This window comes from Actinopolymorpha rutila (genome assembly GCF_013407855.1).
GTDB lineage: Bacteria > Actinomycetota > Actinomycetes > Propionibacteriales > Actinopolymorphaceae > Actinopolymorpha > Actinopolymorpha rutila.
The window spans coordinates 1,940,838-1,963,441 of the sequence record NZ_JACBZH010000001.1 but is presented as its reverse complement, the minus strand read 5'-3'; the positions used below and the strand labels follow the sequence as shown (position 1 = coordinate 1,963,441).

13 protein-coding genes and 1 pseudogene are annotated in these 22,604 nt (G+C 71.1%); 8 read left to right on the top strand and 6 right to left on the bottom strand.

All coding sequences use genetic code 11. The features are described from left to right. Nucleotides 1–4 precede the first annotated feature (4 nt). On the bottom strand, nt 5–2,701 hold the full coding sequence (locus F4554_RS08755) for a valine--tRNA ligase (RefSeq protein ID WP_179786928.1): 2,697 nt from the start codon (nt 2,699–2,701) through the stop codon (nt 5–7). A 135-nt stretch (nt 2,702–2,836) separates the two neighbouring features. Here F4554_RS08755 and F4554_RS08750 point away from each other — a divergent pair, with 135 nt between their 5' ends. Both F4554_RS08750 and F4554_RS08745 read left to right on the top strand, forming a co-directional pair. Beyond that, a complete protein-coding gene (locus F4554_RS08750; RefSeq protein WP_179786927.1) occupies nt 2,837–4,066 on the top strand; it encodes a ClpX C4-type zinc finger protein in 1,230 nt (409 codons plus the stop codon). Then, nucleotides 4,063–4,695: a GNAT family N-acetyltransferase gene (locus F4554_RS08745; protein WP_238341245.1), complete on the top strand. Its 633-nt coding sequence runs from the start codon at nt 4,063–4,065 to the stop codon at nt 4,693–4,695. Before F4554_RS08750 ends, F4554_RS08745 begins: the two co-directional genes overlap by 4 nt. 46 nt (nt 4,696–4,741) lie before the next feature. Here the strand turns inward: F4554_RS08745 and F4554_RS08740 are convergent, their stop codons facing one another. Then, nucleotides 4,742–5,167 carry a hypothetical protein gene (locus tag F4554_RS08740; RefSeq protein WP_179786926.1) on the bottom strand — a complete coding sequence of 142 codons (426 nt, stop codon included), beginning with the start codon at nt 5,165–5,167 and terminating at the stop codon, nt 4,742–4,744. Next, nucleotides 5,160–5,519: a hypothetical protein gene (locus F4554_RS08735; RefSeq protein WP_179786925.1), complete on the bottom strand. Its 360-nt coding sequence runs from the start codon at nt 5,517–5,519 to the stop codon at nt 5,160–5,162. The genes F4554_RS08740 and F4554_RS08735 overlap by 8 nt, the downstream gene beginning before the upstream one ends. A 352-nt stretch (nt 5,520–5,871) precedes the next feature. Between F4554_RS08735 and valS the strand changes: the two genes are divergently transcribed. Then, nucleotides 5,872–8,499: a valine--tRNA ligase gene (valS, locus tag F4554_RS08730; protein ID WP_420360717.1), complete on the top strand. Its 2,628-nt coding sequence runs from the start codon at nt 5,872–5,874 to the stop codon at nt 8,497–8,499. A 3-nt stretch (nt 8,500–8,502) separates the two neighbouring features. On the opposite strand, the gene F4554_RS08725 is transcribed toward valS, so the two are convergent. Both F4554_RS08725 and glgP read right to left on the bottom strand, forming a co-directional pair. Beyond that, nucleotides 8,503–9,885, bottom strand: coding sequence for an alpha-amylase family glycosyl hydrolase (locus tag F4554_RS08725; RefSeq protein ID WP_179786924.1), 1,383 nt, complete (start codon nt 9,883–9,885; stop codon nt 8,503–8,505). A 71-nt stretch (nt 9,886–9,956) separates the two neighbouring features. Next, entirely contained in the window at nt 9,957–12,560 is a 2,604-nt protein-coding gene (gene glgP, locus F4554_RS08720) for an alpha-glucan family phosphorylase (protein WP_179786923.1), read from the bottom strand. Nucleotides 12,561–12,823: 263 nt separating this feature from the next. On the opposite strand from glgP, the gene F4554_RS08715 reads away from it, so the two are divergent. The 4 genes and pseudogenes from F4554_RS08715 to glgB all read left to right on the top strand — a co-directional run. Then, nucleotides 12,824–14,965 (top strand): alpha-1,4-glucan--maltose-1-phosphate maltosyltransferase, encoded by a 2,142-nt coding sequence (locus tag F4554_RS08715; protein WP_179786922.1) that lies wholly within the window; start codon nt 12,824–12,826, stop codon nt 14,963–14,965. Further along, the gene (gene treS, locus F4554_RS08710; protein WP_179786921.1) at nt 14,962–16,665 is read left to right on the top strand and encodes a maltose alpha-D-glucosyltransferase; all 1,704 of its coding nucleotides are present in this window, start codon (nt 14,962–14,964) and stop codon (nt 16,663–16,665) included. The genes F4554_RS08715 and treS overlap by 4 nt, the downstream gene beginning before the upstream one ends. A 103-nt stretch (nt 16,666–16,768) precedes the next feature. Next, a complete protein-coding gene (locus F4554_RS08705) occupies nt 16,769–18,181 on the top strand; it encodes a maltokinase N-terminal cap-like domain-containing protein (protein WP_179786920.1) in 1,413 nt (470 codons plus the stop codon). A gap of 348 nt (nt 18,182–18,529) precedes the next feature. After that, nucleotides 18,530–20,718 (top strand): annotated as a pseudogene (glgB, locus tag F4554_RS08700) (1,4-alpha-glucan branching protein GlgB); the annotation flags it as partial. 183 nt (nt 20,719–20,901) lie between these two features. Here the strand turns inward: glgB and F4554_RS08695 are convergent. Further along, nucleotides 20,902–21,204, bottom strand: coding sequence for a hypothetical protein (locus F4554_RS08695; RefSeq protein WP_179786919.1), 303 nt, complete (start codon nt 21,202–21,204; stop codon nt 20,902–20,904). A gap of 451 nt (nt 21,205–21,655) precedes the next feature. Here F4554_RS08695 and F4554_RS08690 point away from each other — a divergent pair, with 451 nt between their 5' ends. After that, complete coding sequence (locus tag F4554_RS08690) at nt 21,656–22,594, top strand: GNAT family N-acetyltransferase (protein WP_179786918.1); 939 nt, start codon at nt 21,656–21,658, stop codon at nt 22,592–22,594. Nucleotides 22,595–22,604: the final 10 nt, after the last annotated feature.

Genomic DNA, 22,604 nt, shown 5'->3' with positions numbered 1-22,604 from the left:
GGCGTCAGCCGGCGGGCAGGGCGGCGAGCTGCGCCTCCAGCCGGGCGATGTCGGCCTCGGCCGTGGCGTACTGGCGGTTCACCTTGTCAACCACCGGTTGCGGTGCCTTGGCGAGGAACTCCGCGTTGCCGAGCTTGCGCTGCGCCTGGTCACGGTCCTTGCGGGCGTTGCCGAGGTCCTTCTCCAGCCGCCGCCGCTCGGCCGCCACGTCGATCGTGCCGGCGGTGTCGAGCTCCACGCGGACGTCGCCGACCGGAAGGGACGCCGACGCGGTGAAGTCGGGGCCCGCCTCCTCCAGCCGCAGCAGGGTGCGGATCGCGGGCTCGTGCGCGGCGAGGACGCCGGCCTCGATGCCGACCAGCCGGGCCGGCACCCGCTGCCCGGGACGCAGGCCCTGGTCGGAACGGAACCGCCGGACCTCGGTCACCAGCCGTTGCAGGGCAGCGATCTCGGCCTCCGCGGCCGGGTCGGCGTACGCCTGCTCAGGGGCCGGCCACGCGGCGACGACCAGCGACCGCTCGGCCCCGGCCGCAGCCTCGACGTCAACGCCGTCTATGCCGTCCACGCCGTCAATGCCGCCTTGCGTCAGCGCGAGCCACAGCTCCTCGGTGACGAACGGCATCACCGGGTGCAGCAACCGCAGCAGCCGGTCCAGGACGTGCCCGAGCACCGCCCGGGTGGCCTGCGCCGCGTCGCCACCCGCTGTCAACGACGTCTTGGCGAGCTCGACGTACCAGTCGCAGAACTCACCCCACGCGAACGCCTGGATCGTCTCACACGCCTTGGCGAACTCGTAGCCGTCGTAGGACGCGTCGACCTCGGCGATCACAGTGTGCAGGCGGGACAGGATCCACCGGTCGGCGCTGGACAACCGCTCCGCCGGCGGCACCGGCAGCGCGGCGGACGCGCCGTTCATCAGCGCGAAGCGGGAGGCGTTCCACAGCTTGGTGGCGAAGTTGCGCGAGCCCTGTGCCCACTCCTCGGTGATGGGCACGTCGGAGCCGGGGTTGGCGCCGCGGGCGAGGGTGAAGCGGGTGGCGTCGGCGCCGTATCGGTCGATCCAGTCCAGCGGGTCGACGACGTTGCCGAACGACTTCGACATCTTCTTGCCGTGTGCGTCGCGGACCATGCCGTGCAGGACGATCTCGCGGAACGGCACGCTGTCGGCGGGGCCGCGGTCCTTCATGGCGTACAGCCCGAACATCGCCATCCGCACGACCCAGAAGAACAGGATGTCGTAGCCGGTGACGAGCACGCTGGTCGGGTAGTAGCGCGCGAGGTCGGGTGTCTGCGCGGGCCAGCCGAGGGTGGAGATCGGCCACAGCCCGGACGAGAACCACGTGTCCAGAACGTCCTCGTCCTGCGTCCAGCCCGGGCCGCTCGGCGGCTGCTCGTCCGGCCCGACGCACACCACCTCGCCGTTCGGCCCGTAGTGGACCGGGATGCGGTGGCCCCACCACAGCTGCCGTGAGATGCACCAGTCGTGCATGTTGTCGACCCAGGAGAAGTAGCGCTTGGCGAGCTCGGGCGGGTGGATCGTGATCCGCCCGGACCGCACGGCCTCGCTGGCGGCGCTGGCCAGCGGCTCCACCTTCACGAACCACTGCAGGGAAACCCGCGGCTCGACGACCGTGTCGCAGCGCTGGCAGTGGCCGACGGCGTGACGGTACGGCCGGACCTCGCGTTCGATCCGTCCGTCGGCCCGCAGCGCCGCGACCACGGCGGGCCGCGCCTCGAACCGGTCCAGCCCCTGGAACGGCCCGTGCGCGGTGATCACGCCGTGCTCGTCCATGACCACCAGGCTGGGCAGGTCGTGCCGGCGGCCGATCTCGAAGTCGTTGGGGTCGTGCGCGGGGGTGACCTTCACCGCGCCGGTGCCGAACGCCGGGTCGACGTGCTCGTCGGCGACCACCGGGATCCGGCGGCCGGTCAACGGCAGCTCGACCTCGGTGCCGACGAGGTGGGTGTAGCGCTCGTCGTCGGGGTGCACCGCCACGGCGGTGTCGCCGAGCATCGTCTCCGCGCGGGTGGTGGCGACCACGAGAGCGTTGTCACCTTCGCCGTAGCGGATGGAGACCAGCTCGCCGTCGTCGTCAGAGTGCTCCACCTCGATGTCGGAGAGCGCGGTGAGACAGCGCGGGCACCAGTTGATGATCCGCTCGGCGCGGTAGATCAGCCCGTCCTCGTACAGCTGCTTGAACATCGTGCCGACGGCCCGCGACAGCCCCTCGTCCATGGTGAACCGCTCGCGGGTCCAGTCGACGGAGTCGCCGAGCCGGCGCATCTGGCCGAGGATCTTGCCCCCGGACTCGGCCTTCCAGCGCCACACCCGCTCCACGAACGCCTCCCGGCCGAGGTCGTGGCGGGACAGACCTTCCTTGGCGAGCTCGCGTTCGACGACGTTCTGGGTCGCGATGCCGGCGTGGTCCATGCCCGGCAGCCACAGCGCGTCGAAGCCCTGCATGCGGCGCCGGCGGACCAGGACGTCCTGGATCGTGTGGTCGAGCGCGTGCCCCACGTGCAGGGAGCCGGTGACGTTCGGCGGCGGGATGACGATTGAGTACGGCGTGGCGTCGGGCTTGCCGCTCGGAGTGAAGTAGCCGCGCTCGACCCACCGCTCGTAGAGCGTGCCTTCCACCTCGGCCGGAACGAACGTCTGCGGAAGCTCGGGCGCGGACTCGGGCCGCTGCGGCGCACTCATGCGGTGAAGTTTAGGGACCGGCTCCCAGCCTCCGATCACGCGGGAACGGCGCGTCGCGCCGGCATGGCGTCCAGCCCGATAGACAGAGTGTCTATCACGGTTGACGGTGGAGCAGCTGTCTAGCACAGTGGACGAATGACATTGGACGAAGAACTCCTCGCCAAGGCGCGTACCGCCCGGGAGCGGCTCGTCTCCCTCCAGCACGACGCGGAGATCGCCCAGGCCGACTACCACTACGCGATCCGGGTACTCCACGCCGGCGGCGGCTCCATGCGGGAGATCGCCGACGCACTCGACCTCAGCCACCAACGGGTCCACCAGGTGGTCGACGCGGGCGATCCCGCGGCGGGGCGCAGGTCCGCCGAGCGTGCCGACCGCGACCGGGACCGCGCCGAACGCGACCGGACCCGCGCCGAGGGCGACCGCGACCGGGCCGAACGCGACCGGGACGGGGCCGAACGCGACCGGCAGCGTGCCGAGCGCGCCGAGCGGCGCAAGGCCCAGGCAGAGGCCCGCCGGGAGCGGGCCGAGCAACGGCAGGCCCGCCGTACCGAACGCCGGAATCGCCCCGAGCAGTCGGGCGGCGCTGAACAGTCCGGTCCGCCCGGCGTACCCGGGTACGACCAGTTGTTCGCCGACACCCGGCACGTCCTCGACCTCGCGCGGGATGAGGCGGTCGGGTTCGGGCACAACTACATCGGCACCGAATCCCTGCTGCTGGGCCTGATCCGGGCCAACCAGGGCAACGCCGGCCGGCTGCTCGACGCCGCCGGCGTCGACCTCGAAACCGCCCGGGCGGGTGTCGAACGCATCATCGGCCGCGGCGCCGAATCCACGGACGCGGAGCTGGTCCCGATGACGCCGCGGGCAGCGAAGGTCGTGGAGCTGGCGCTGCGCGAGGCCAGACACGACCGCGCCGACCTCGCCCGCGGCGAGCACCTGCTGCTGGCCCTGCTGCGGGAGGGCAAGGGCGTCGCGGCGCAGATCCTGGCCGAGGCGGACTTCGGCCGCTACGACGACGTACGCCGGCGACTGGGCCGGGCCGGGCTGCGCTGCTCGTTCTGTGGCCGCGACGGGCTGCGGACCGACCGGCTGATCGCCGGACCGGGCGTCTTCGTCTGCCGCGAGTGTGTCGACGACGCGGCGCGGCTGCTGGCCGGCGAGGAGCCGGACTCTCCCGAGACGGCCGACCGGCTCGCACTGGTCGCCAGTGACAGCGATCGGGAGGTGGCCACCTGCGGGTTCTGCGGCAAGCCGGGCGCCGAGGTAGAGCAGCTGGTCGCCGGGCCGGACACCGCGATCTGCGCGGGCTGCGTCGAGTTGTGCGGGCAGATCGCCGACGAGCGGAGCGGCAGCGGCCGATGAGCCGGCGGTTCGACCGTACGGAAATTCGGCTGGCGATGGGCGTCGAACCCGGGCACACTGCCCGGGTGCACCCCGCGAACTCCCCCGAAACCGGCGCCGGCCGTCCCGCCTACGCGCTGCGTGCCGCCACCGCCGACGACGCTGCTTTCATCGCCGAGATGACCCTCGAAGCGTTCAACTGGTCACCGGACCGGCCGGCGTTCACTCTCGAGCAGTTCTGGGCGGACCCGGCGCTGCGGAAGTACGTCGAGGGCTGGCCGGCGCCTGGTGAGCAGGGCGTGGTCGCAGTCGCCAGGGCCGAATCCGGGAAAGAATCCGAGAGCGACGACCCGGCGGGCCGGCCGGTCGGCGCGGCGTGGTGGCGCTACTTTCCCGCCGACAAACCCGGGTACGGCTTCGTCGCCGAGGACGTGCCCGAGGTGAGCATCGCGGTGGCGCCGGACTGGCGCGGACGCGGGCTGGGCCGGGCGCTGATCCGGGCGGTCGTCGACCAGGCGCGGGCGGCCGGGGTGCCACGGCTCAGCCTGAGCGTCGAACGCGCCAACCACGCGGCCGCGCTCTACGCGGCCGAGGGGTTCGAGGTCGTGGGCGGCGACGAGAACGCCGACACCATGGTCCGGAAGATCTGAGGCCGCAAGCGGGAGCAGACGAGATCAGGCCGGGATCCGGCAGGGATCAGTCAGGTTCGGCCGCGGCACGGCCGGTGTGCCGGAGCCAGAGCAACCCGAGGATCGGCAGCACCAGCGGCACGAACAGATACCCCCGCCCGAACACCGACCACACCGTGGCGTCCGGGAAGGCCACCGGGTCGAACAGGCTGAAGAACCCGATCGTCAGCACCCCGGCGAGTTCGACGCCGCACGCGCACCAGGCCACCTTGCGAGCGGTCGGGCCGCCACGGGCGAGCGCCACGGTGGCCACGACGTAGACCACCGCCGAGAACGCCGACAGGACGTACGCCAGCGGGGCCTCGGCGAACTTCGTGAGCATCTGCACCGTGGCCCGCGACGTCGCGGCCACGGCGAACACCGCGTACACCGCGACCAGCACCCGGCCCGGGCCGGACCGGGTGCTCGCCGGCACCGGCCGCTCGTCAGGCACCGGCCCACACCTGCTGCATCCGCAGGACGAGCACGACGACCACCAGGGCGCCCACGCCGAGCACGACGCTGCTCCAGCGGTTGCGTTCGGAGGCCGCCCACAGCACGGCGACGGGCATCACCAGCACCGACACCACGAGGTAGGCGAGGAACGTCCCGAACTCCGCCGGCCGCTCACCTCTGACGAGCTGGACGACCGCGGCCACCAGTTGGACCAGGGCGAGGATCTCGACCAGCGCGGCGCCGCCGACCTGCAGGGTGCCCGGCAGGCGGTTGAGCACCGCGCTCACCAGAGCCAGCACGGCGTACGCCAGTGCCACGACCATCACCACGACCGCCAGGGGGCCGATCACCGCTGCTCCTCCGTCTGGTCGATCGCCGTTATCCGCCGGCCACTTCCCGGGCCGGTCCGCCGGCCAGTCTACGAACAGGGTGGGACATGTCCTACGCCTGGTAGTACGAATGTCACGGCGGGACCGAGCATCGGTCGCGTATCATCGGCGGCGATGGCTACGAACGGCTCGTTCCTCCCCCGCGCCCGCTGCCGCGTCCACGACGCCCTGGCGCGAGTAGCCGTGCGCCGCCAGGGCGCGTAGCAGTTCTCTTTCTCGCGCATCCCTCGCGGCGCGCCTTCGCCGACCGCACTCGCATCCGGCGTACGCCACCATCCTCATGAGCGGCGCCGCGACCCCAAGGTGAGCCATCGTGACAACCCACGCGACGACCACATCCACCCGCGCCACCACCGCGCCCGACGCGACCACCCCGGCCGACGCCACCAAACCGGCCGACGCGACCGGATCCACCTCCGCCATCCCGGACAAGCCGACCCTGGACGGCCTGCACCAGCGCTGGGCGCTGCGCTGGCGCGAGCAGGGCACCTACCGTTTCGACCGCTCCGCCGAGCGTTCGGCGATCTACGCGATCGACACTCCCCCGCCCACCGTGTCCGGCAGCCTGCACGTCGGGCACGTGTTCTCCTACACCCACACCGACCTCATCGCCCGCTTCCAGCGGATGCGCGGCAAGGAGGTCTTCTACCCGATGGGGTGGGACGACAACGGCCTGCCCACCGAGCGCCGGGTGCAGAACTACTTCGGCGTCCGCTGCGACCCCTCACTCCCCTACGACCCCGGCTTCACACCGCCGGCCAAGCCGGACCCGAAGCGCCAGGTGCCGGTGAGCCGGCCGAACTTCGTGGAGCTGTGCGAGCGGCTCGTCGAACAGGACGAGGAGGCGTTCGCCAACCTGTGGCGCAAGCTCGGCTTGTCAGTGGACTGGGAGCAGTCCTACACCACCATCGGGCCGGTGGCCCGGACCGCCTCCCAGCGGGCGTTCCTGCGTAACTTCGCCCGCGGCGAAGCGTACCTCCAGGAGGCGCCGACGCTGTGGGACGTGACGTTCCAGACCGCGGTCGCGCAGGCCGAGCTCGAGTCCCGGGAGTACGCCGGCCACTATCACCGGATCGCGTTCCACGGCCCGAACGGACCGGTGTACGTCGAGACCACCCGGCCCGAGCTCCTGCCGGCCGTCGTCGCCCTGGTCGCACACCCCGACGACGAGCGGTACGCCCCGCTGTTCGGCACCACGGTCACCTCACCGGTGTTAGGGGTGGAGATCCCGGTGCTGGCACACCAGGCCGCCGAGCCGGACAAGGGTTCGGGCATCGCGATGTGCTGCACGTTCGGCGACCTGACCGACGTTCAGTGGTGGCGCGAGCTGCGGCTGCCGGTGCGTACGGTCATCGGCCGCGACGGCCGGCTGCTGCGGGAGACGCCGGAATGGCTGACGCACGAGCCCGCCGCCTCCGTGTACACCGAACTCGCCGGGAAGACCACCCACAGCGCCCGCCAGGCGATGGTGGCCCTGCTGCGCGAGTCCGGCGACCTCGACGGCGAGCCCGCGCCCACCATGCGGATGACGAACTTCTACGAGAAGGGCGACAAGCCGCTGGAGATCGTCTCCACCCGGCAGTGGTACATCCGCAACGGCGGCCGCGACGACGACCTGCGGGCCGAGCTGCTGGAGGACGGCGCGCGGATCACCTGGGTGCCCACCCACATGCGGCACCGGTACGACAACTGGGTCGGCGGCCTGAACGGCGACTGGCTGATCTCCCGGCAGCGGTTCTTCGGCGTGCCGTTCCCGGTGTGGTATCTCCTCGACGGCGACGGCGAGCCGGACTTCGACCACCCGTTGCTGCCGAGCGAGGCCGAGCTCCCGGTCGACCCGTCCGCGCAGCCGCCACGGGGGTACGACGAGTCGCGGCGCGGCCGGCCGAACGGCTTCGCCGGCGACCCGGACGTGATGGACACCTGGGCCACCTCGTCGCTGTCCCCGCAGATCGCGGGCGGCTGGGAGCGTGACCCGGAACTGTTCGCCCGGGTCTTCCCGATGGACCTGTGCACGCACGCGCACGACATCATCCGCACCTGGCTGTTCTCCCGAATGGTGCGCGCCCACCACGAGCACCAGACCGTGCCGTGGACGCACGCGCTGATCTCCGGCTTCATCGTCGACCCCGACCGCAAGAAGATGAGCAAGTCCAAGGGGAACGCGGTGGTGCCCGAGCAGATCATCGACACCTTCGGCGCGGACGCGGTGCGCTGGCGCGCGGCGATGGCCCGGCCGGGGCTGGACTCACCGTTCGACGAGACCCAGATGAAGGTCGGCCGGCGGCTGGCGATCAAGATCCTTAACGCCAGCAAGTTCGTGCTCGGGCTGGGCGCGACCGGCACCGGCGACGGCACGGGTGCGGTGACGCAGCCGCTCGACCAGGCGATGCTGGCCGCGCTCGCCGGGGTGGTCGAGCGGGCCACCAGAGCGTTCGAGGCGTACGACTACACCACCGCCCTGGAGGTCACCGAGCGGTTCTTCTGGACGTTCTGCGACGACTACCTGGAGCTGGTGAAGGACCGTGCCTACCGCGGCGACCCGTCCGTCAAGGCGGCCTTGGCACTGGCCCTGTCGGTGCAGCTGCGGCTGTTCGCGCCGATCATGCCGTTCGTCACCGAGGAGGTGTGGTCGTGGTGGCGGGACGGATCGATCCACCGGCAGCCCTGGCCGCGCGCCGAGGAACTCCCGGAAGGCGGTGCGGACGCGCGGCTGCTGACCCTGGTGGGTTCGGCACTGTCGGCGGTGCGTGGGGAGAAGTCGGCCCGCAAACTGTCCATGCGAACGGAGCTCGAACGGGTGGAGATGCGCGGCCCGGCCGCCGACCTCGACCTGCTGGCGTCGGCCCGCGACGACCTCGCCGCCGCCGGCCGGATCCGCACCCTCGACCTGCGTCCCGACCCCGCCGCGGACGGGTTGTCGGTGGAGGTCGGCGGCTGAACGTCAACGGCTGAGCAGGATCGACCAGCCGTGGGCGGGGACCGTCGTGACCGGCGTGTCCTCGCCCCGGCCGGCCGCAGCGTCTGGATCGGAATCCGTGCCCTGGCCGGTCTCGGCGCGGTGGAAACCGGTGGCGTCGATCGGGAAGTCGTACGACTCGTCGTCAAGATTTAACAGGAGCAGGGTTTCCGGGCCCGAGGCACCTTCGGCCGGGCTCGACCGTAGCGCCAACCCGCGGTTGACGACGTGCTCGGTGGTGGCCCGGGCGTGCGTCAACCACGGGTTGCGGCGGCGGAACGCGAGCAGCCGCTGGTGCAGGCGGTACAACGGCCATCCCGACGGCGCGAGGTCCGCCGGAGTTGCCGGGAACGCCGGCCGGATCGCGTCGTCGCCGCCCTCGCGCTCCTCCTTACTGCCGCGGAACGCCTGCTCGTCACCGGCGTAGATGCTGGGCACCCCCGCCACGCACATCAGCACGGCCAGCGCGTGCCCGAGGTGCCGCTGGTCGTCCAGCCGGGTGGCGAGCCGGGTGACGTCGTGGTTGCCGGTGAAGGTCTGCGGCAGCTCAGCGGCCACGAACTCACCGTGCCGGCGCAGCGCCCACTCCAGCTCGAACAGGTTGCGGTCGTTCAGGCTGCTCCAGATCGCCTTCCACAGTTCGTACTGCGTGACCGAGTCGACCGTGCTCTCCCGGGCGAACTCCGCGTAGTCGCCGTGGATCACCTCGGCCAGGAACCACGCGTCCGGATGGGCGGCGCGGGCGGGCGCGAGCACCGTACGCCAGAACTCAGGTGGCACGGCATAGGCCGCGTCCAGCCGCCAGCCGGAGATCCCCCGGTCCAGCCAGTACGTCAGCACCCGGGTCACGTGGTCGGCGACCGCGGGCTCGGCGTGGTCGAGGGCGACCAACTGGTGGTGGCCCTCGAAGGTCGCGTAGTCGTCCGGCCCGTCGCCCGTACGCCGGAACCACCGGCCGGCCGGTGAGTCCGGGCCCGAGCGCAGCGCCTCGGCGAACACCGGGAACGACCGGCCGACGTGGTTGAAAACCCCGTCCAGGACGACCCGCAACCCACGCGCCCGGGCGGCGGCCACCAACCGGTCGAAGTCGGCCTCGTCACCCAGCCGGGGGTCGATCCGGAAGTGGTCCTCGGTGTCGTAGCCGTGCGTGCCGGAGGCGAAGACCGGGCCGAGCAGCAGACCGGAACAGCCGAGGTCGGCGGCGTAGTCCAGCCACGCCTCCAGCCGGCTCAGCCGGTGCTGGACCCGCCGAACCCGCTGGTCCGCCTTAACCGGCCGGTCCGCACCGTCACCGGAGGAGGTGGCGGCACCGACGAAGCCCAACGGATACACGTGCCACAGCACCGCGTCGTCGAGCCAGGTCGGCACCGCTCCCCCCATTCGTGCCGGTCGATCAGTCGCGCCGGTCGCCTTCGGTCCGGGTCGGAACCGGCCCGAGGTCAGCGCAGGTCGCCGTTGACCATCGGCGACGCCGCCGGCGGCCAGGCAACCAGGCCGAGCTCGGCCGGGGAGCTGAGGTCGGGGTGCTTCGGCAGGATCCGCACGGTGTAGCCCACCGGGCCGGTCCGGTCGAACCGCACCTGTCCCTCATAGCGGTAGCGGCCCGCCTCGTAGTCCTCGGCCCGCTCCAGCGACACGGCGCTCGGGCTCTGCAACCGGTCGGCCTCGTCGACCCGTCCGTGCAGGACCTGGATGTCCACGTCGTCGGGCGAGAGCCCGCCCAGGCTGACGAACACCCGCAACTGCGCGGAACCGCCGACCTCGGCGCCCTCGCCGGTGCCGACCGACTCCACGTGGTCGACGTGCACGCCGCCCCAGCCCTCCCGGACCCGCCGCTTCCACGCGGCGAGCTGCCGGGCGCCCTCGAACGAGGAGTTCATCGCCCGCGAGCTCAGCGCCGCCGGGGCGTAGAGCTTGGTCACGTAGTCGTCGAACATCCGGGTGGCCAGCACCTTCGGCCCGAGCGACTTCAGCGTGTGCCGGACCATCTCCAGCCACCGGCGCGGCAGCCCGTGCTCGTCGCGGTCGTAGAACCGCGCCGCCACCTGGTGCTCGAGCAGGTCGTAGAGCGCGTGTGCCTCGAGGTCGTCGCGCCGGTCGGGGTCGTTCACCCCGTCGGCGGACGGGATCGCCCAGCCGTTCTGGCCGTCGTACCACTCGTCCCACCAGCCGTCGCGGATGGAGACGTTGAGCCCGCCGTTGAGGGCCGCCTTCATGCCGGACGTGCCGCACGCTTCGTACGGCCGCAGCGGGTTGTTGAGCCACACGTCGCAGCCGGTGACCAGCGGGTATGCCAGGCCCATGTCGTAGTCGGGCAGGAACACGATCCGGTGCCGGACCTCGGGGTCGTCGGCGAACCAGACGATCTCCTGGATCAGCCGCTTGCCGCCGTCGTCGGCCGGGTGCGACTTGCCCGCGATGACCAGCTGGATCGGCCGCTCCGGGTCGAGCAGCATCCGCTTGAGGCGTTCCCGGTCCGACAGCATGAGGGTGAGCCGCTTGTACGACGGCACCCGGCGGGCGAACCCGATGGTGAGCACGTCCGGGTCGAGCGCGTCGTCCACCCAGCCCAGCTCGGCCTCGGAGGCGCCGCGGGCCAGCCAGGACTCCCGCAGCCGGGTGCGGGCGTAGTCGACCAGCCGCGCCCGCATGGCGGCCTTGGTCTTCCAGATCGCCGACTCCGGAACCTGGTCGACGCCGGCCCAGTCCTCCGCGCCGTCGCGGGCGGTGGCGTCCACCTCGGGGCGGGACACCAGCTCGGCCATCTCCCGGGCCACCCAGGTCCCCGCGTGCACGCCGTTGGTGATCGACGCGATCGGTACCTCGGTCTCGTCGAAGCCCGGCCACAGGCCGGCGAACATCCCGCGGCTCACCACGCCGTGCAGGGCGCTCACGCCGTTGGCGCGCTGGCCGAGGCGGAAGCCCATCACGGCCATGTTGAACAGCCCGGGGTCACCGCCCTCGTAGTCCTCGGCGCCGAGCGCCAGGATGCGGTCGACCGGGACGCCGGCGGCCTCGTTGTCGCTGCCGAAGTGCTGCTCCACCAGATCCCGGGCGAACCGGTCGATACCGGCCGGAACGGGAGTGTGGGTGGTGAACACAGTGCCGGCGCGGGTGACCTCCAGCGCGGCGTCGAAGTCCAGCCCGCGGTCCTCGACGTACTCCCGGATGCGTTCCAGCCCGAGGAAGCCGGCATGGCCCTCGTTGGTGTGGAAGACCTCGGGGGCGGCGGCGCCGGTGATCCGGCAGTAGGCGCGCAGCGCGCGCACGCCGCCCACGCCGAGCAGCATCTCCTGCAGCAGCCGGTGCTCGGTGCCGCCGCCGTAGAGGCGGTCGGTGACGTCGCGCTCGGCGGGCTCGTTGTCCTCGATCCCCGAGTCGAGCAGCAGCAGCGGCACCCGGCCGACGTGCGCGACCCAGACCTGGGCGACCAGGCGGCGGCCGCCCGGCAGGCCCACGTGGATCCGGGCGGCGGTGCCGTCGGCCTCGCGCAGCAGGCTGAGCGGCATCGCCTGGGGGTCGACGATCGGGTAGCGCTCCTGCTGCCAGCCATCGCCCGACAGTGACTGCTTGAAGTAGCCGGCGCGGTAGAGCAGGCCCACGCCGATCAGCGGGGCGCCGAGATCGCTGGCCGCCTTGAGGTGGTCGCCGGCGAGGATGCCGAGGCCACCGGAGTACTGCGGGAGGACGGCGGTCAGCCCGAACTCCGGCGAGAAGTAGGCGATCTGGCGGGGTACGTCCGACCCCAGCGACTGGTACCACCGGTCCTGGTGCACGTAGGCGTCCAGGTCGGCGGCGACCGAGCGCAGGTCGGACAGGAACGTCTCGTCCGAGCCGAGCTCGGCGAGCCGGTCGGAGGCGACCTCGCTGAGGAGCCGCATCGGGTCGTGCCCGGTCGACGCCCACAGCCTGGGGTCGACGGCGGCGAACAGGTCCTGGGTCGGCGGGTGCCAGGACCAGCGGAGGTTCATGGCAAGGTCGCCGAGCGGCGCGAGCGGCTCGGGCAGGACCGGTCGGACAGTGAATCGACGGATGGCACGCACGAGGGCAGAGGCTAACCCAGAGAAGGGTCCGACACGCCGTTGGCATGCCTTCCTGTTGCAGGAAGAGCAAGGTTTTGCAACGTTCCAGGGGGAACCACTCCGTTATGAGCACCCCCGGATCGCATGCCCCCAGGAGCGGGCCGGACCGCCCGGAAGATCGACGAGGTGGACGCCCGGCCACAAACCCTGATACTGGGGTAGGTAGGTTCACCGCTGTGCCTGCGCGCCGACAGAAAACCCGCCGACTCCCCACTCGGAATCCGATGCCTGCCAAGAACGAGCAGCCCAGGACCACGACCGAGACCGCCGCGACCGCGAGTCAGGTGACCGCGGCCACCGACGGCGGCGGCTCCGGCACCCCGACCAGTCCCACGGCCAGTCCCGCGGTCTTCGACACGGTCGTCGGCCGGATCCCGATCATCAACGTCTCTCCCGACGTACGCGCCGGTGGGCGGCTACCCGCCAAGGCCGTCGCCGGCGAGCCGCTCACGGTCGAGGCGACGGTGTTCCGCGAGGGCCACGACGCCCTCGGGGCCAACGTCGTGACCCGCGGACCCGACGGCCGCACGCTCGGCTGGGTGCCGATGCGCTGCGACGAGCCGGGCACCGACCGATGGTCGGCGCAGATCCGGCCGGACGCCGAGGGCGACTGGACGTACGCCGTGGAGGCGTGGAGCCACCCGGTGCAGACCTGGCGGCACGCCGCCGAGGTCAAGATCGCCGCCGGCGTCGACGTCGAGCTGATGCTGGCCGAGGGCGCGATCGTCCTCGAGCGCGCCGCCGCCAACCTCCCCGAGGAGCAGGCCCAGGGCCGTGAGCTGCTCCTGGCGGCGGTTCGGGCGCTGCGCGACGAGTCACGCCCGGCCCAGGCCCGCCTCTACGCCGCGACCGCGCCGGACGTCGAGGAGATCCTCGCCGCCCACCCGCTGCGCGACATGGTGACGACCTCGGAGGAGTTCCCGCTGCGGGTGGAGCGCGAACGCGCGCTCTACGGCAGCTGGTACGAGTTCTTCCCCCGGTCCGAGGGCGCCTACTACGACGAGCACCAGGGCCGCTGGGTGTCGGGCACCTTCAAGGCCGCCGCCGACCGGCTGCCCGCGATCGCCGACCTCGGCTTCGACGTGGTCTACCTCCCCCCGATCCACCCGATCGGGAGGGTCAACCGCAAGGGCCCGAACAACACCCTCGACCCCGCACCCGGCGACCCCGGCTCCCCGTGGGCGATCGGCAGCGACGAGGGCGGGCACGACGCCGTGCACCCCGACCTCGGCACGCTGGAGGACTTCGACGAGTTCGTGGCCCGGGCCAACGAGCTGGGCCTGGAGATCGCCCTCGACCTCGCCCTGCAGGCGGCGCCGGACCACCCCTGGGTGAAGGAACACCCGGAGTGGTTCACCACGCTGTCCGACGGGACGATCGCCTACGCCGAGAACCCGCCGAAGAAGTACCAGGACATCTACCCGATCAACTTCGACAACGACCCGGCCGGGATCTACGCCGAGGTGCTCCGCGTCGTCCGGCACTGGATGAGCCACGGCGTCCGGATCTTCCGGGTGGACAACCCGCACACCAAGCCGGTGCGGTTCTGGGAGTGGCTGCTCGCCGAGGTCCGGCGTACCGACCCCGACGTGCTCTTCCTGTCCGAGGCGTTCACCCGGCCGCCGATGCTGCAGACCCTGGCCAAGGTCGGGTTCCACCAGTCGTACACCTACTTCACCTGGCGCAACACCAAGCCGGAGCTGGAGTCCTACTTCACCGAGCTCAGCCACGAGTCGTCGGACTTCCTGCGGCCGAACTTCTTCGTCAACACCCAGGACATCCTCACCGCCTTCCTCCAGACCGGCGGGCTGCCGGCGTTCCGGATCCGCGCGGCGCTGGCCGCCACCGGCTCGCCGACCTGGGGCGTCTACTCCGGGTTCGAGCTGGGCGAGCACGTCGCCCTGCGCCCAGGCAGCGAGGAGTACCTCAACTCCGAGAAGTACCAGTTCCGCCCCCGTGACTGGGCGGCGTACGAGCCGGGTGCGGCGCGCGCGGGTGAGTCGATCGCGCCGTACCTCCGGCAACTGAACGAGATCCGCCGCCGCCACCCTGCCCTGCAGCGGCTGCGCAACCTCGCGCTGCACCACGTGCCCGAGCCCAACCTGCTGGTCTTCTCCAAGCGGGACGTCCTCCCCGACGGGCGCGACGACACGGTGATCGTGGTGATCAACATCGACCCGTACGCACCGCACGAGTCCGTGATCACCCTCGACATGCCCTCGCTCGGCCTGGAGTGGCACGACTCGTTCGTCGTCCAGGACGAGTTCACCGGGGACAGTTGGCGATGGGGCCAACACAACTACGTCCGGCTCGACCCGGCCTACCACCCTGCCCACATCCTCACGCTTCATCGGGGTGCTGCATGACCCAGACCCAACTACTGAACGAGGGCGGCCTCAGCTCCGAGCCGGAGTGGTACAAGCGAGCCGTCTTCTACGAAGTCCTCATCCGGTCCTTCCACGACTCCTCCGGCGACGGCGTGGGCGACTTCAAGGGCCTGAAGGAGAAGCTCGACTACCTCGAGTGGCTCGGCATCGACGCGCTGTGGCTGCCGCCGTTCTACGTCTCCCCGCTGCGCGACGGCGGGTACGACGTGGCCGACTACACCGCGATCTCCCCCGACGTCGGGGCGCACGAGGACTTCGTCGAGTTCATCGAGGCGGCTCACCAGCGCGGCATCCGGGTGATCGTCGACTTCGTGATGAACCACACCTCCGACCAGCACCCGTGGTTCCAGGCGTCCCGCTCGGACCCGGACGGCCCCTACGGCGACTTCTACGTCTGGGCCGACGCCGACGAGGGCTACTCCGACGCGCGGATCATCTTCGTCGACACCGAGACCAGCAACTGGACGTTCGACCCGGTGCGCAAGCAGTACTTCTGGCACCGGTTCTTCTCCCACCAGCCCGACCTGAACTTCGAGAACCCCGCCGTCCAGGAAGCGATCGTCGACGCGTTGCGCTTCTGGCTGGACCTCGGCATCGACGGGTTCCGGCTGGACGCGGTGCCCTACCTGTTCGAGGAGGAGGGCACCAACTGCGAGAACCTCCCCCGCACCCACGAGTTCCTCAAGCGCATCCGCAAGGAGGTCGACGCCGACTACCCCGACCGGGTGCTGCTGTGCGAGGCCAACCAGTGGCCGGCGGACGTGGTGGAATACTTCGGCGACCTCGGCAGCGGCGGGGACGAGTGCCACATGGCGTTCCACTTCCCGGTGATGCCACGCATCTTCATGGCGGTGCGGCGGGAGTCGCGCTACCCGATCTCGGAGATCATGGCGCAGACGCCGAAGATCCCCGACGGCTGCCAGTGGGGCATCTTCCTGCGCAACCACGACGAGTTGACGCTGGAGATGGTCACCGACGAGGACCGCGACTACATGTGGGGCGAGTACGCCAAGGATCCCCGCATGAAGGCCAACATCGGCATCCGCCGGCGGCTGGCCCCGCTGCTGGAGAACGACACCAACCAGATGGAGCTGTTCACCGCGCTCCTGCTGTCCCTGCCCGGCTCGCCGATCATCTACTACGGCGACGAGATCGGCATGGGCGACAACATCTGGCTCGGTGACCGCGACGGCGTACGCACCCCGATGCAGTGGACGCCGGACCGCAACGCCGGCTTCTCCAACTGCGATCCGGGCCGGCTGGCGCTGCCGGTGATCATGGACTCGATCTACGGGTTCCAGGCGGTCAACGTCGAGTCCCAGCTGTCCAACGCCTCGTCCCTGCTGCACTGGGTGCGCAGGATGATCCACGTCCGCAAGCAGAACCCCGCGTTCGGCTCGGGCACCTTCACCGACCTCGGCGGCAGCAACCCCAGCGTGCTGTCGTTCGTCCGCGAGTTCGGCGACGACGTCGTACTCTGCGTCAACAACCTGTCCAGGTTCCCCCAGCCGGTCGAGCTCGACCTGCGCCGGTGGGAGGGTGCCGAGCCGATCGAGCTGCTGGGCGGGGTGCGGTTCCCGAAGATCGGCGAGCTGCCGTACCTCCTCACTCTCGGCGGCCACGGGTTCTACTGGTTCCTCCTTCCCCCGCACCCGGGTGGGGAGGAGATCACGGGGTGAACCAGTCGTCCGGGAAAGCCGGTCCGTCAGTGCGGTCAGCGCGGCACGGGCTCGCGGGGGTGTGCGTTCCACGCGAGCCCGGCCACATAGCGAACGAAAGGCGATGATGGTGAAAGCCACTCAGACCACCGGCCTGCACGACTTCCTGGAACGGCAGCGGTGGTTCGCGGGCAAGGGCAGAGAGTTCACGGTCGAGTCCGTCCACCCGCTGAGTTGGCTGTCCGAGCGCGGCGCCTGGCCCGCGGTTCGGGTGGTGCTGGTGTCCGTGCGGTACGCCGACGCCGACAGTGCCGCTCCCGACGTCTACCAGGTCCCGCTCAGCTACTACCCCGAGCCCGCCGACCACCTCGGCCACGCGGCGGTGTCGGAGTGGACCGAGGACGAGCTGTCGCCCGACCCGGTCTGGGTGTATGACGCGCCGCACGACAAGGCGGCTATGTCGCTGCTCCTGGGTGGGCTGCTGGGCGAGGTGGCGCGTACCGACCTCGCGTTCCACCGCATCGGCGAGCTCGAGGTGTCCGCCGACGAACCCTCGCTGGTGCTGACCGGTGAGCAGAGCAACACGTCGCTGGTGTACGGCGAGGACGTCCTCCTCAAGCTCTTCCGCCGCGTGCACCACGGCCGCAACGCCGACATCGAGGTGCACGAGGCGTTCGCCCGCAACAACTGCGACAACGTCGCCCGGCTGTTCGGGTGGCTGGACGCGGAGTGGCCCGACGCCGACGGCAAGACAGGCCGCGGCGACCTGGGCATGTTCAGTGCGTTCTTCCGTACTGCCACCGACGGCTGGGAGCTCGCCATCGCCAGCGTGCGCGACCTCTACGCCGAGGCCGACCTGCACGCCGACGAGGTGGGCGGCGACTTCGCCGGCGAGTCGCACAGACTGGGCGCCACCGTCGCGCAGGTCCACGCCGACCTGGCCCGCTACCTCCCCACCGGCGAGTGGGGCCGGGAGGAGCTGGCGTACCTGGCGGCGGCGATGCGGGCCCGGCTGGACGACGCGGTGGAGATCGTGCCCGCACTGGCCGAGTACGCCGACCGGCTGCGCGGCGCCTACGACGACCTGGCCCGCACCGAGGCGCCGGTGTCCGTCCAGCAGGTCCACGGCGACCTGCACCTCGGCCAGGTGATGCGGACCGTAGCCGGCTGGCGGGTCATCGACTTCGAGGGCGAGCCCAACCGGCCGTGGGAGGAACGCAACCTGCTGGACTCCGCCGTCCGCGACGTCGCCGGCATGTTGCGCTCGTTCGACTACGCCGCGCAGCACCTGCTCGCCGACCACAGCCGGCCCTCCGAGCACCAGCTGACCTACCGCGCGGCGGAGTGGGCCGAGCGCAACCGGTCCGCGTTCTGCGAGGGGTACGGCGAGGTTGCCGGCACCAACCCGCGGGAACAGGCCGTGCTGTTGCGTGCGTACGAAACCGACAAGGCGGTGTACGAGGTCGTCTACGAGACGCGGAGCCGCCCCGACTGGGTGGGGATTCCGCTGACCGCGATCCAGCGTCTCGCCGGCTGACCGGCCGGTTCGAGGCGCAGGTCCCGGGTACGACCCGCACGCGAGCGGAACACCCACCACGAAGCCAGACGAAGAAGGTGTCCCCGGATGTCCGACCACCGCACCACTCCCGAACCGTCGAACGGTTCCGCGCCGAAGCGGTCGAAGGGCGTGAGCACCCGCCACCGGTCCGGAGACGCGGAACAGACCCAGCAGACCGGCGCGGCTCAGCCGAGCGCCGGTCGGCCGAGCCAGCCGAGTTCCGGTCAGCCGAGCCAGCCGAGCACCGGTCAGCCGAGCACCGGCAGGACGCTCGGCCGGGACACGCCGAACGGCGGCGGCCGCCCGAAGGTCGACCCGGCCGAGATCGACCGGCTGGTCGACGGCGACCACCACGCACCGCACACGATCCTCGGGCCGCACGTGCACCAGGGCGAGGTGACCCTGCGCGTGCTGCGCCCGATGGCCGAGCAGGTGGTCGCCCGCGTCGGTGACCAGCGGATCGAGCTGGAGCACGAGCACAACGGCGTGTGGGTGGGCACCCTGCCCGGCTCGGAGGTGACCGACTACCGGCTGGAGGTCGGTTATCCACACGGGGTGACGGTTCCCGCCGACGACCCGTACCGCTTCCTGCCCACGTTGGGCGAGGTCGACCTCCACCTCATCGGCGAGGGCCGGCACGAGAACCTCTGGCAGGTGCTCGGCGCGCACGTGCGCAGCTACGAGACCCCGAGCGGGACGGTCACCGGCACGTCGTTCGCGGTGTGGGCGCCCAACGCCCGCGGCGTGCGCGTCGTCGGCGACTTCAACGGCTGGGACGGCCGGCCGCACCCGATGCGCTCGCTCGGCAGCAGCGGCGTGTGGGAGCTGTTCGTCCCCGACGTCGGCGACGGCACCATCTACCGTTACGAGATCCTCGGCCGCGACGGCGTGCGCCGGCAGAAGTCCGACCCGATGGCCTTCCGTACCGAGGTGCCGCCGGCGAACGCCTCGGTGGTGCACACCTCGCAGTACACCTGGGGTGACGAGGAGTGGCTGGCCCGGCGGGCGGCCACCGAGCAGTACGCCGCGCCGATGAGCACCTACGAGGTGCACCTGGGGTCGTGGCGGCGTGGCCGCAGCTACCACGAGCTGGCCGACGAGCTGGTCGCCTACGTCGTGGAGATGGGCTTCACCCACGTCGAGCTGCTGCCGGTGATGGAGCACCCCTTCGGCGGGTCGTGGGGCTACCAGGTCTCCTCGTACTTCGCGCCGACCGCCCGGCTCGGCGACCCCGACGGCTTCCGCGCCCTGGTCGACGCGCTGCACCAGGCCGGCATCGGCGTCATCCTGGACTGGGTTCCGGCGCACTTCCCGAAGGACGACTGGGCGCTGGCCCGCTTCGACGGCACCCCGCTCTACGAGCACGCCGACCCCCGCCGGGGCGAGCACCCCGACTGGGGAACGCTGATCTTCGACTTCGGCCGGCGGGAGGTCCGCAACTTCCTGGTGGCGAACGCGCTGTACTGGCTGGAGGAGTTCCACGTCGACGGCCTGCGCGTGGACGCGGTCGCCTCGATGCTCTATCTCGACTACTCCCGCGCCGAGGGCCAGTGGACTCCCAACGAGTACGGCGGCCGGGAGAACCTCGAGGCGGTGAGCTTCCTGCAGGAGGTCAACTCGGCCTGCTACCGCCGGGTTCCGGGGATCACCACGATCGCGGAGGAGTCGACGTCGTGGCCCGGGGTCACCCGCCCGGTCCACCTCGGCGGCCTGGGCTTCGGCTTCAAGTGGAACATGGGCTGGATGCACGACTCGCTGGACTACCTCTCCCGCGAGCCGATCTACCGCTCCTTCCACCACCACCAGATGACGTTCTCCCTCGTCTACTCCCACTCGGAGAACTTCGTCCTGCCGCTCTCGCACGACGAGGTGGTGCACGGCAAGGGCTCCCTGCTCACCAAGATGCCGGGCGACCGCTGGCAGCAGCTGGCAAACCTGCGGGCCTACCTGGCGTTTATGTGGGCGCACCCGGGCAAGCAGCTGCTGTTCATGGGCGGGGAGCTCGCGCAGCCGCAGGAATGGGCGGAGTCACGTGAGCTGGACTGGTGGCTGCTGGACTTCCCCGAGCACAAGGGGGTGCGGTCGCTGGTCCGCGACCTGAACGCGGTGTACGCCGACGCGCCGGAGCTGTGGGCCACCGACCACCTGCCCGAGGCGTTCGCCTGGATCGACGCCAACGACGCGGGCAACAACGTGTTCAGCTTCCTGCGGTACGGCCCGAAGGGCAGTGTGCTGGCCTGCGTCGCCAACTTCGCCGGCGTACCCCACCACAACTACCGCCTCGGTCTGCCGGCCGCCGGCAGGTGGCGGGAGATCGTCAACACCGACGCGCACAGCTACACCGGATCCGGCGTCGGCAACCTCGGTGCGGTGGAGGCACTCCCGGTCACCTGGCACGGACAGCCCGCGTCGGCGACGCTGACCCTGCCGCCGCTGGGCACACTGTGGCTTCGGTTCGACCCGGAGGCAGTGCAGCCGTCGGAGGAACGTCCGGCGAACAGTTGGTGAACGCCTGACGCGGGACGAACAAGCCCCGGACAGCACGCGAACCGGCCCCCGGCGGAAGTTGCCGCCGGGGGCCGGTTTTCGTTGTGCCGCGGGATCCGCGCGACGTAGGTCTTGGGACTACAGGACGCTCAGTTCAGCTCCGGCGGGCTTCGATGCTGTCGCCGACGCTGAGCCGGAGGGGCGCTTGCCGGTCAGCAGATCTCGGCGCCGGGACGCGGCGCGTCGAGCCGGTCGGCAAGCCGACCGAGCCGAACGCCGGTGCCGCGAAGCGACCGGACTACCCAGCGGTTCTTCGGCGCAGCGACCGAGGCCGAAACCCGGGTCCGCCGAGCGAGCTGCTCGTTGTAGTCATCGGCGTAATTACCAATGGCAGGCCACATCTTGTTCTTGTCTCCAAAGCAGTTTGCTTGCGGTTGGCCGAGATGAGGTGTCCCCCCACGACCAGTCGTGTCGGGCTCGCAGGCGTCCTCGTTGACTCCCCCGATGGCGACCACCGACGTTGCTCAGCGCACGCTCACCTGGTCACCACCTCGATGGTGACAGGGCAATGTGGCGCAGAGGTTTCCCCGATGCTTCGACTGGGTGCACTCTCTTGCCGAATGCACCTCTCGACTCACATGTGCTCCAACGCCGGGGTCCGGCGGGGCATTCCCGAGCGGCCTAGATGTGGTCGTCGCCACACCCGCGGCCCGGTCTTGCGACCCAAGCTTAGTAGGTGTGCGTCGGCCGGCTCGTGGCCACCCTTGGTGTTGCCCGACAAGGCTTCCACAGCATCCGGACCGCGTCGAAGGGTTTTCTGCGCGTTACTGTCAACCGCGCCTTGCACCGGTCGCACGGCGAACGCCATGCCTGGCCCACCCGGGACCTGGCCGACCCGGGACCTGGCCGACTACGGCAGCGCGCTGGCGACGAGCGACAAGGCGAGCGCGCGGTAGCCTGCCCAGAGTGACCTCCTCAGCACCCACGCCCGACCCCGACGAGCCCGCCGGCTCGCTCACCGACGGCCTGGTGACCCTGCGGTCCGCCACGGCGGGCGATCCGTACCACTTCGTCGTCCTCACCCAGGACCGGCAGGTCGGCCACGTCGAGATCGAGGACCTCGGCGGCGGGGTGGGCGAACTCACCTGGGGCATCGAGGAGACTCACCGACGGCAGGGGTACGCCACCCGGGCGGTCCGGCTGGCCACCGTCCACGCCCTGCGGACCCTCGGCCTGCACCGGGTCCAGGCCGAGGTCCCGGCACACGACCGCGCGTCGCTGCGGATCGCCGCCCGGGCCGGCCTGCGCCGGGAGGGGCTGCTGCGCGCGCACCGCACGGCGGAGGGCGAACGCCACGACGTCGTGGTGCTGGCCCGGCTGACCGGCGACCCAGAACCCGAGACCCAGGAAGGGTTCATCGGCCTCGTCAACTCCAGCTTGCCGCGAACCCGGCTGATCGCGCACGTGGTGATCCGCGACCCACAGCAGCGGGTCCTGCTCGCCCAGGTGACGTACAAGCCGGACTGGGAGCTGCCCGGCGGCGTGGTCGAGCCGTTCGAGTCCCCACGCGAGGGTGCCGCCCGGGAGACGTGGGAGGAACTCGGCATCGAGCTGCCGATCGGGAAGCTCCTCAGCGTCGACTGGCTGCCGCCGTGGCGGGGGTGGGACGACGCGGTGGAGCTGCTCTTCGACGGCGGGGTGCACGAGCCGGATTCGCTGCTCTCGACGTTCAAGCTGGCGCCGCACGAGATCAGGCAGGTGGAGTTCTGCACCCTCGACCAGGTGCGCGAGCGGTGTCTGCCCGGGGCTTACCGCCGGCTGGCGGCCGTGCTGGGTGCGCCGGAGGGCGCGGTGCTCTACCTCGAACGCGGCGCCACCCCCGGCTCCCCCGAACCCCTGGTCTGAGGAAACCGCG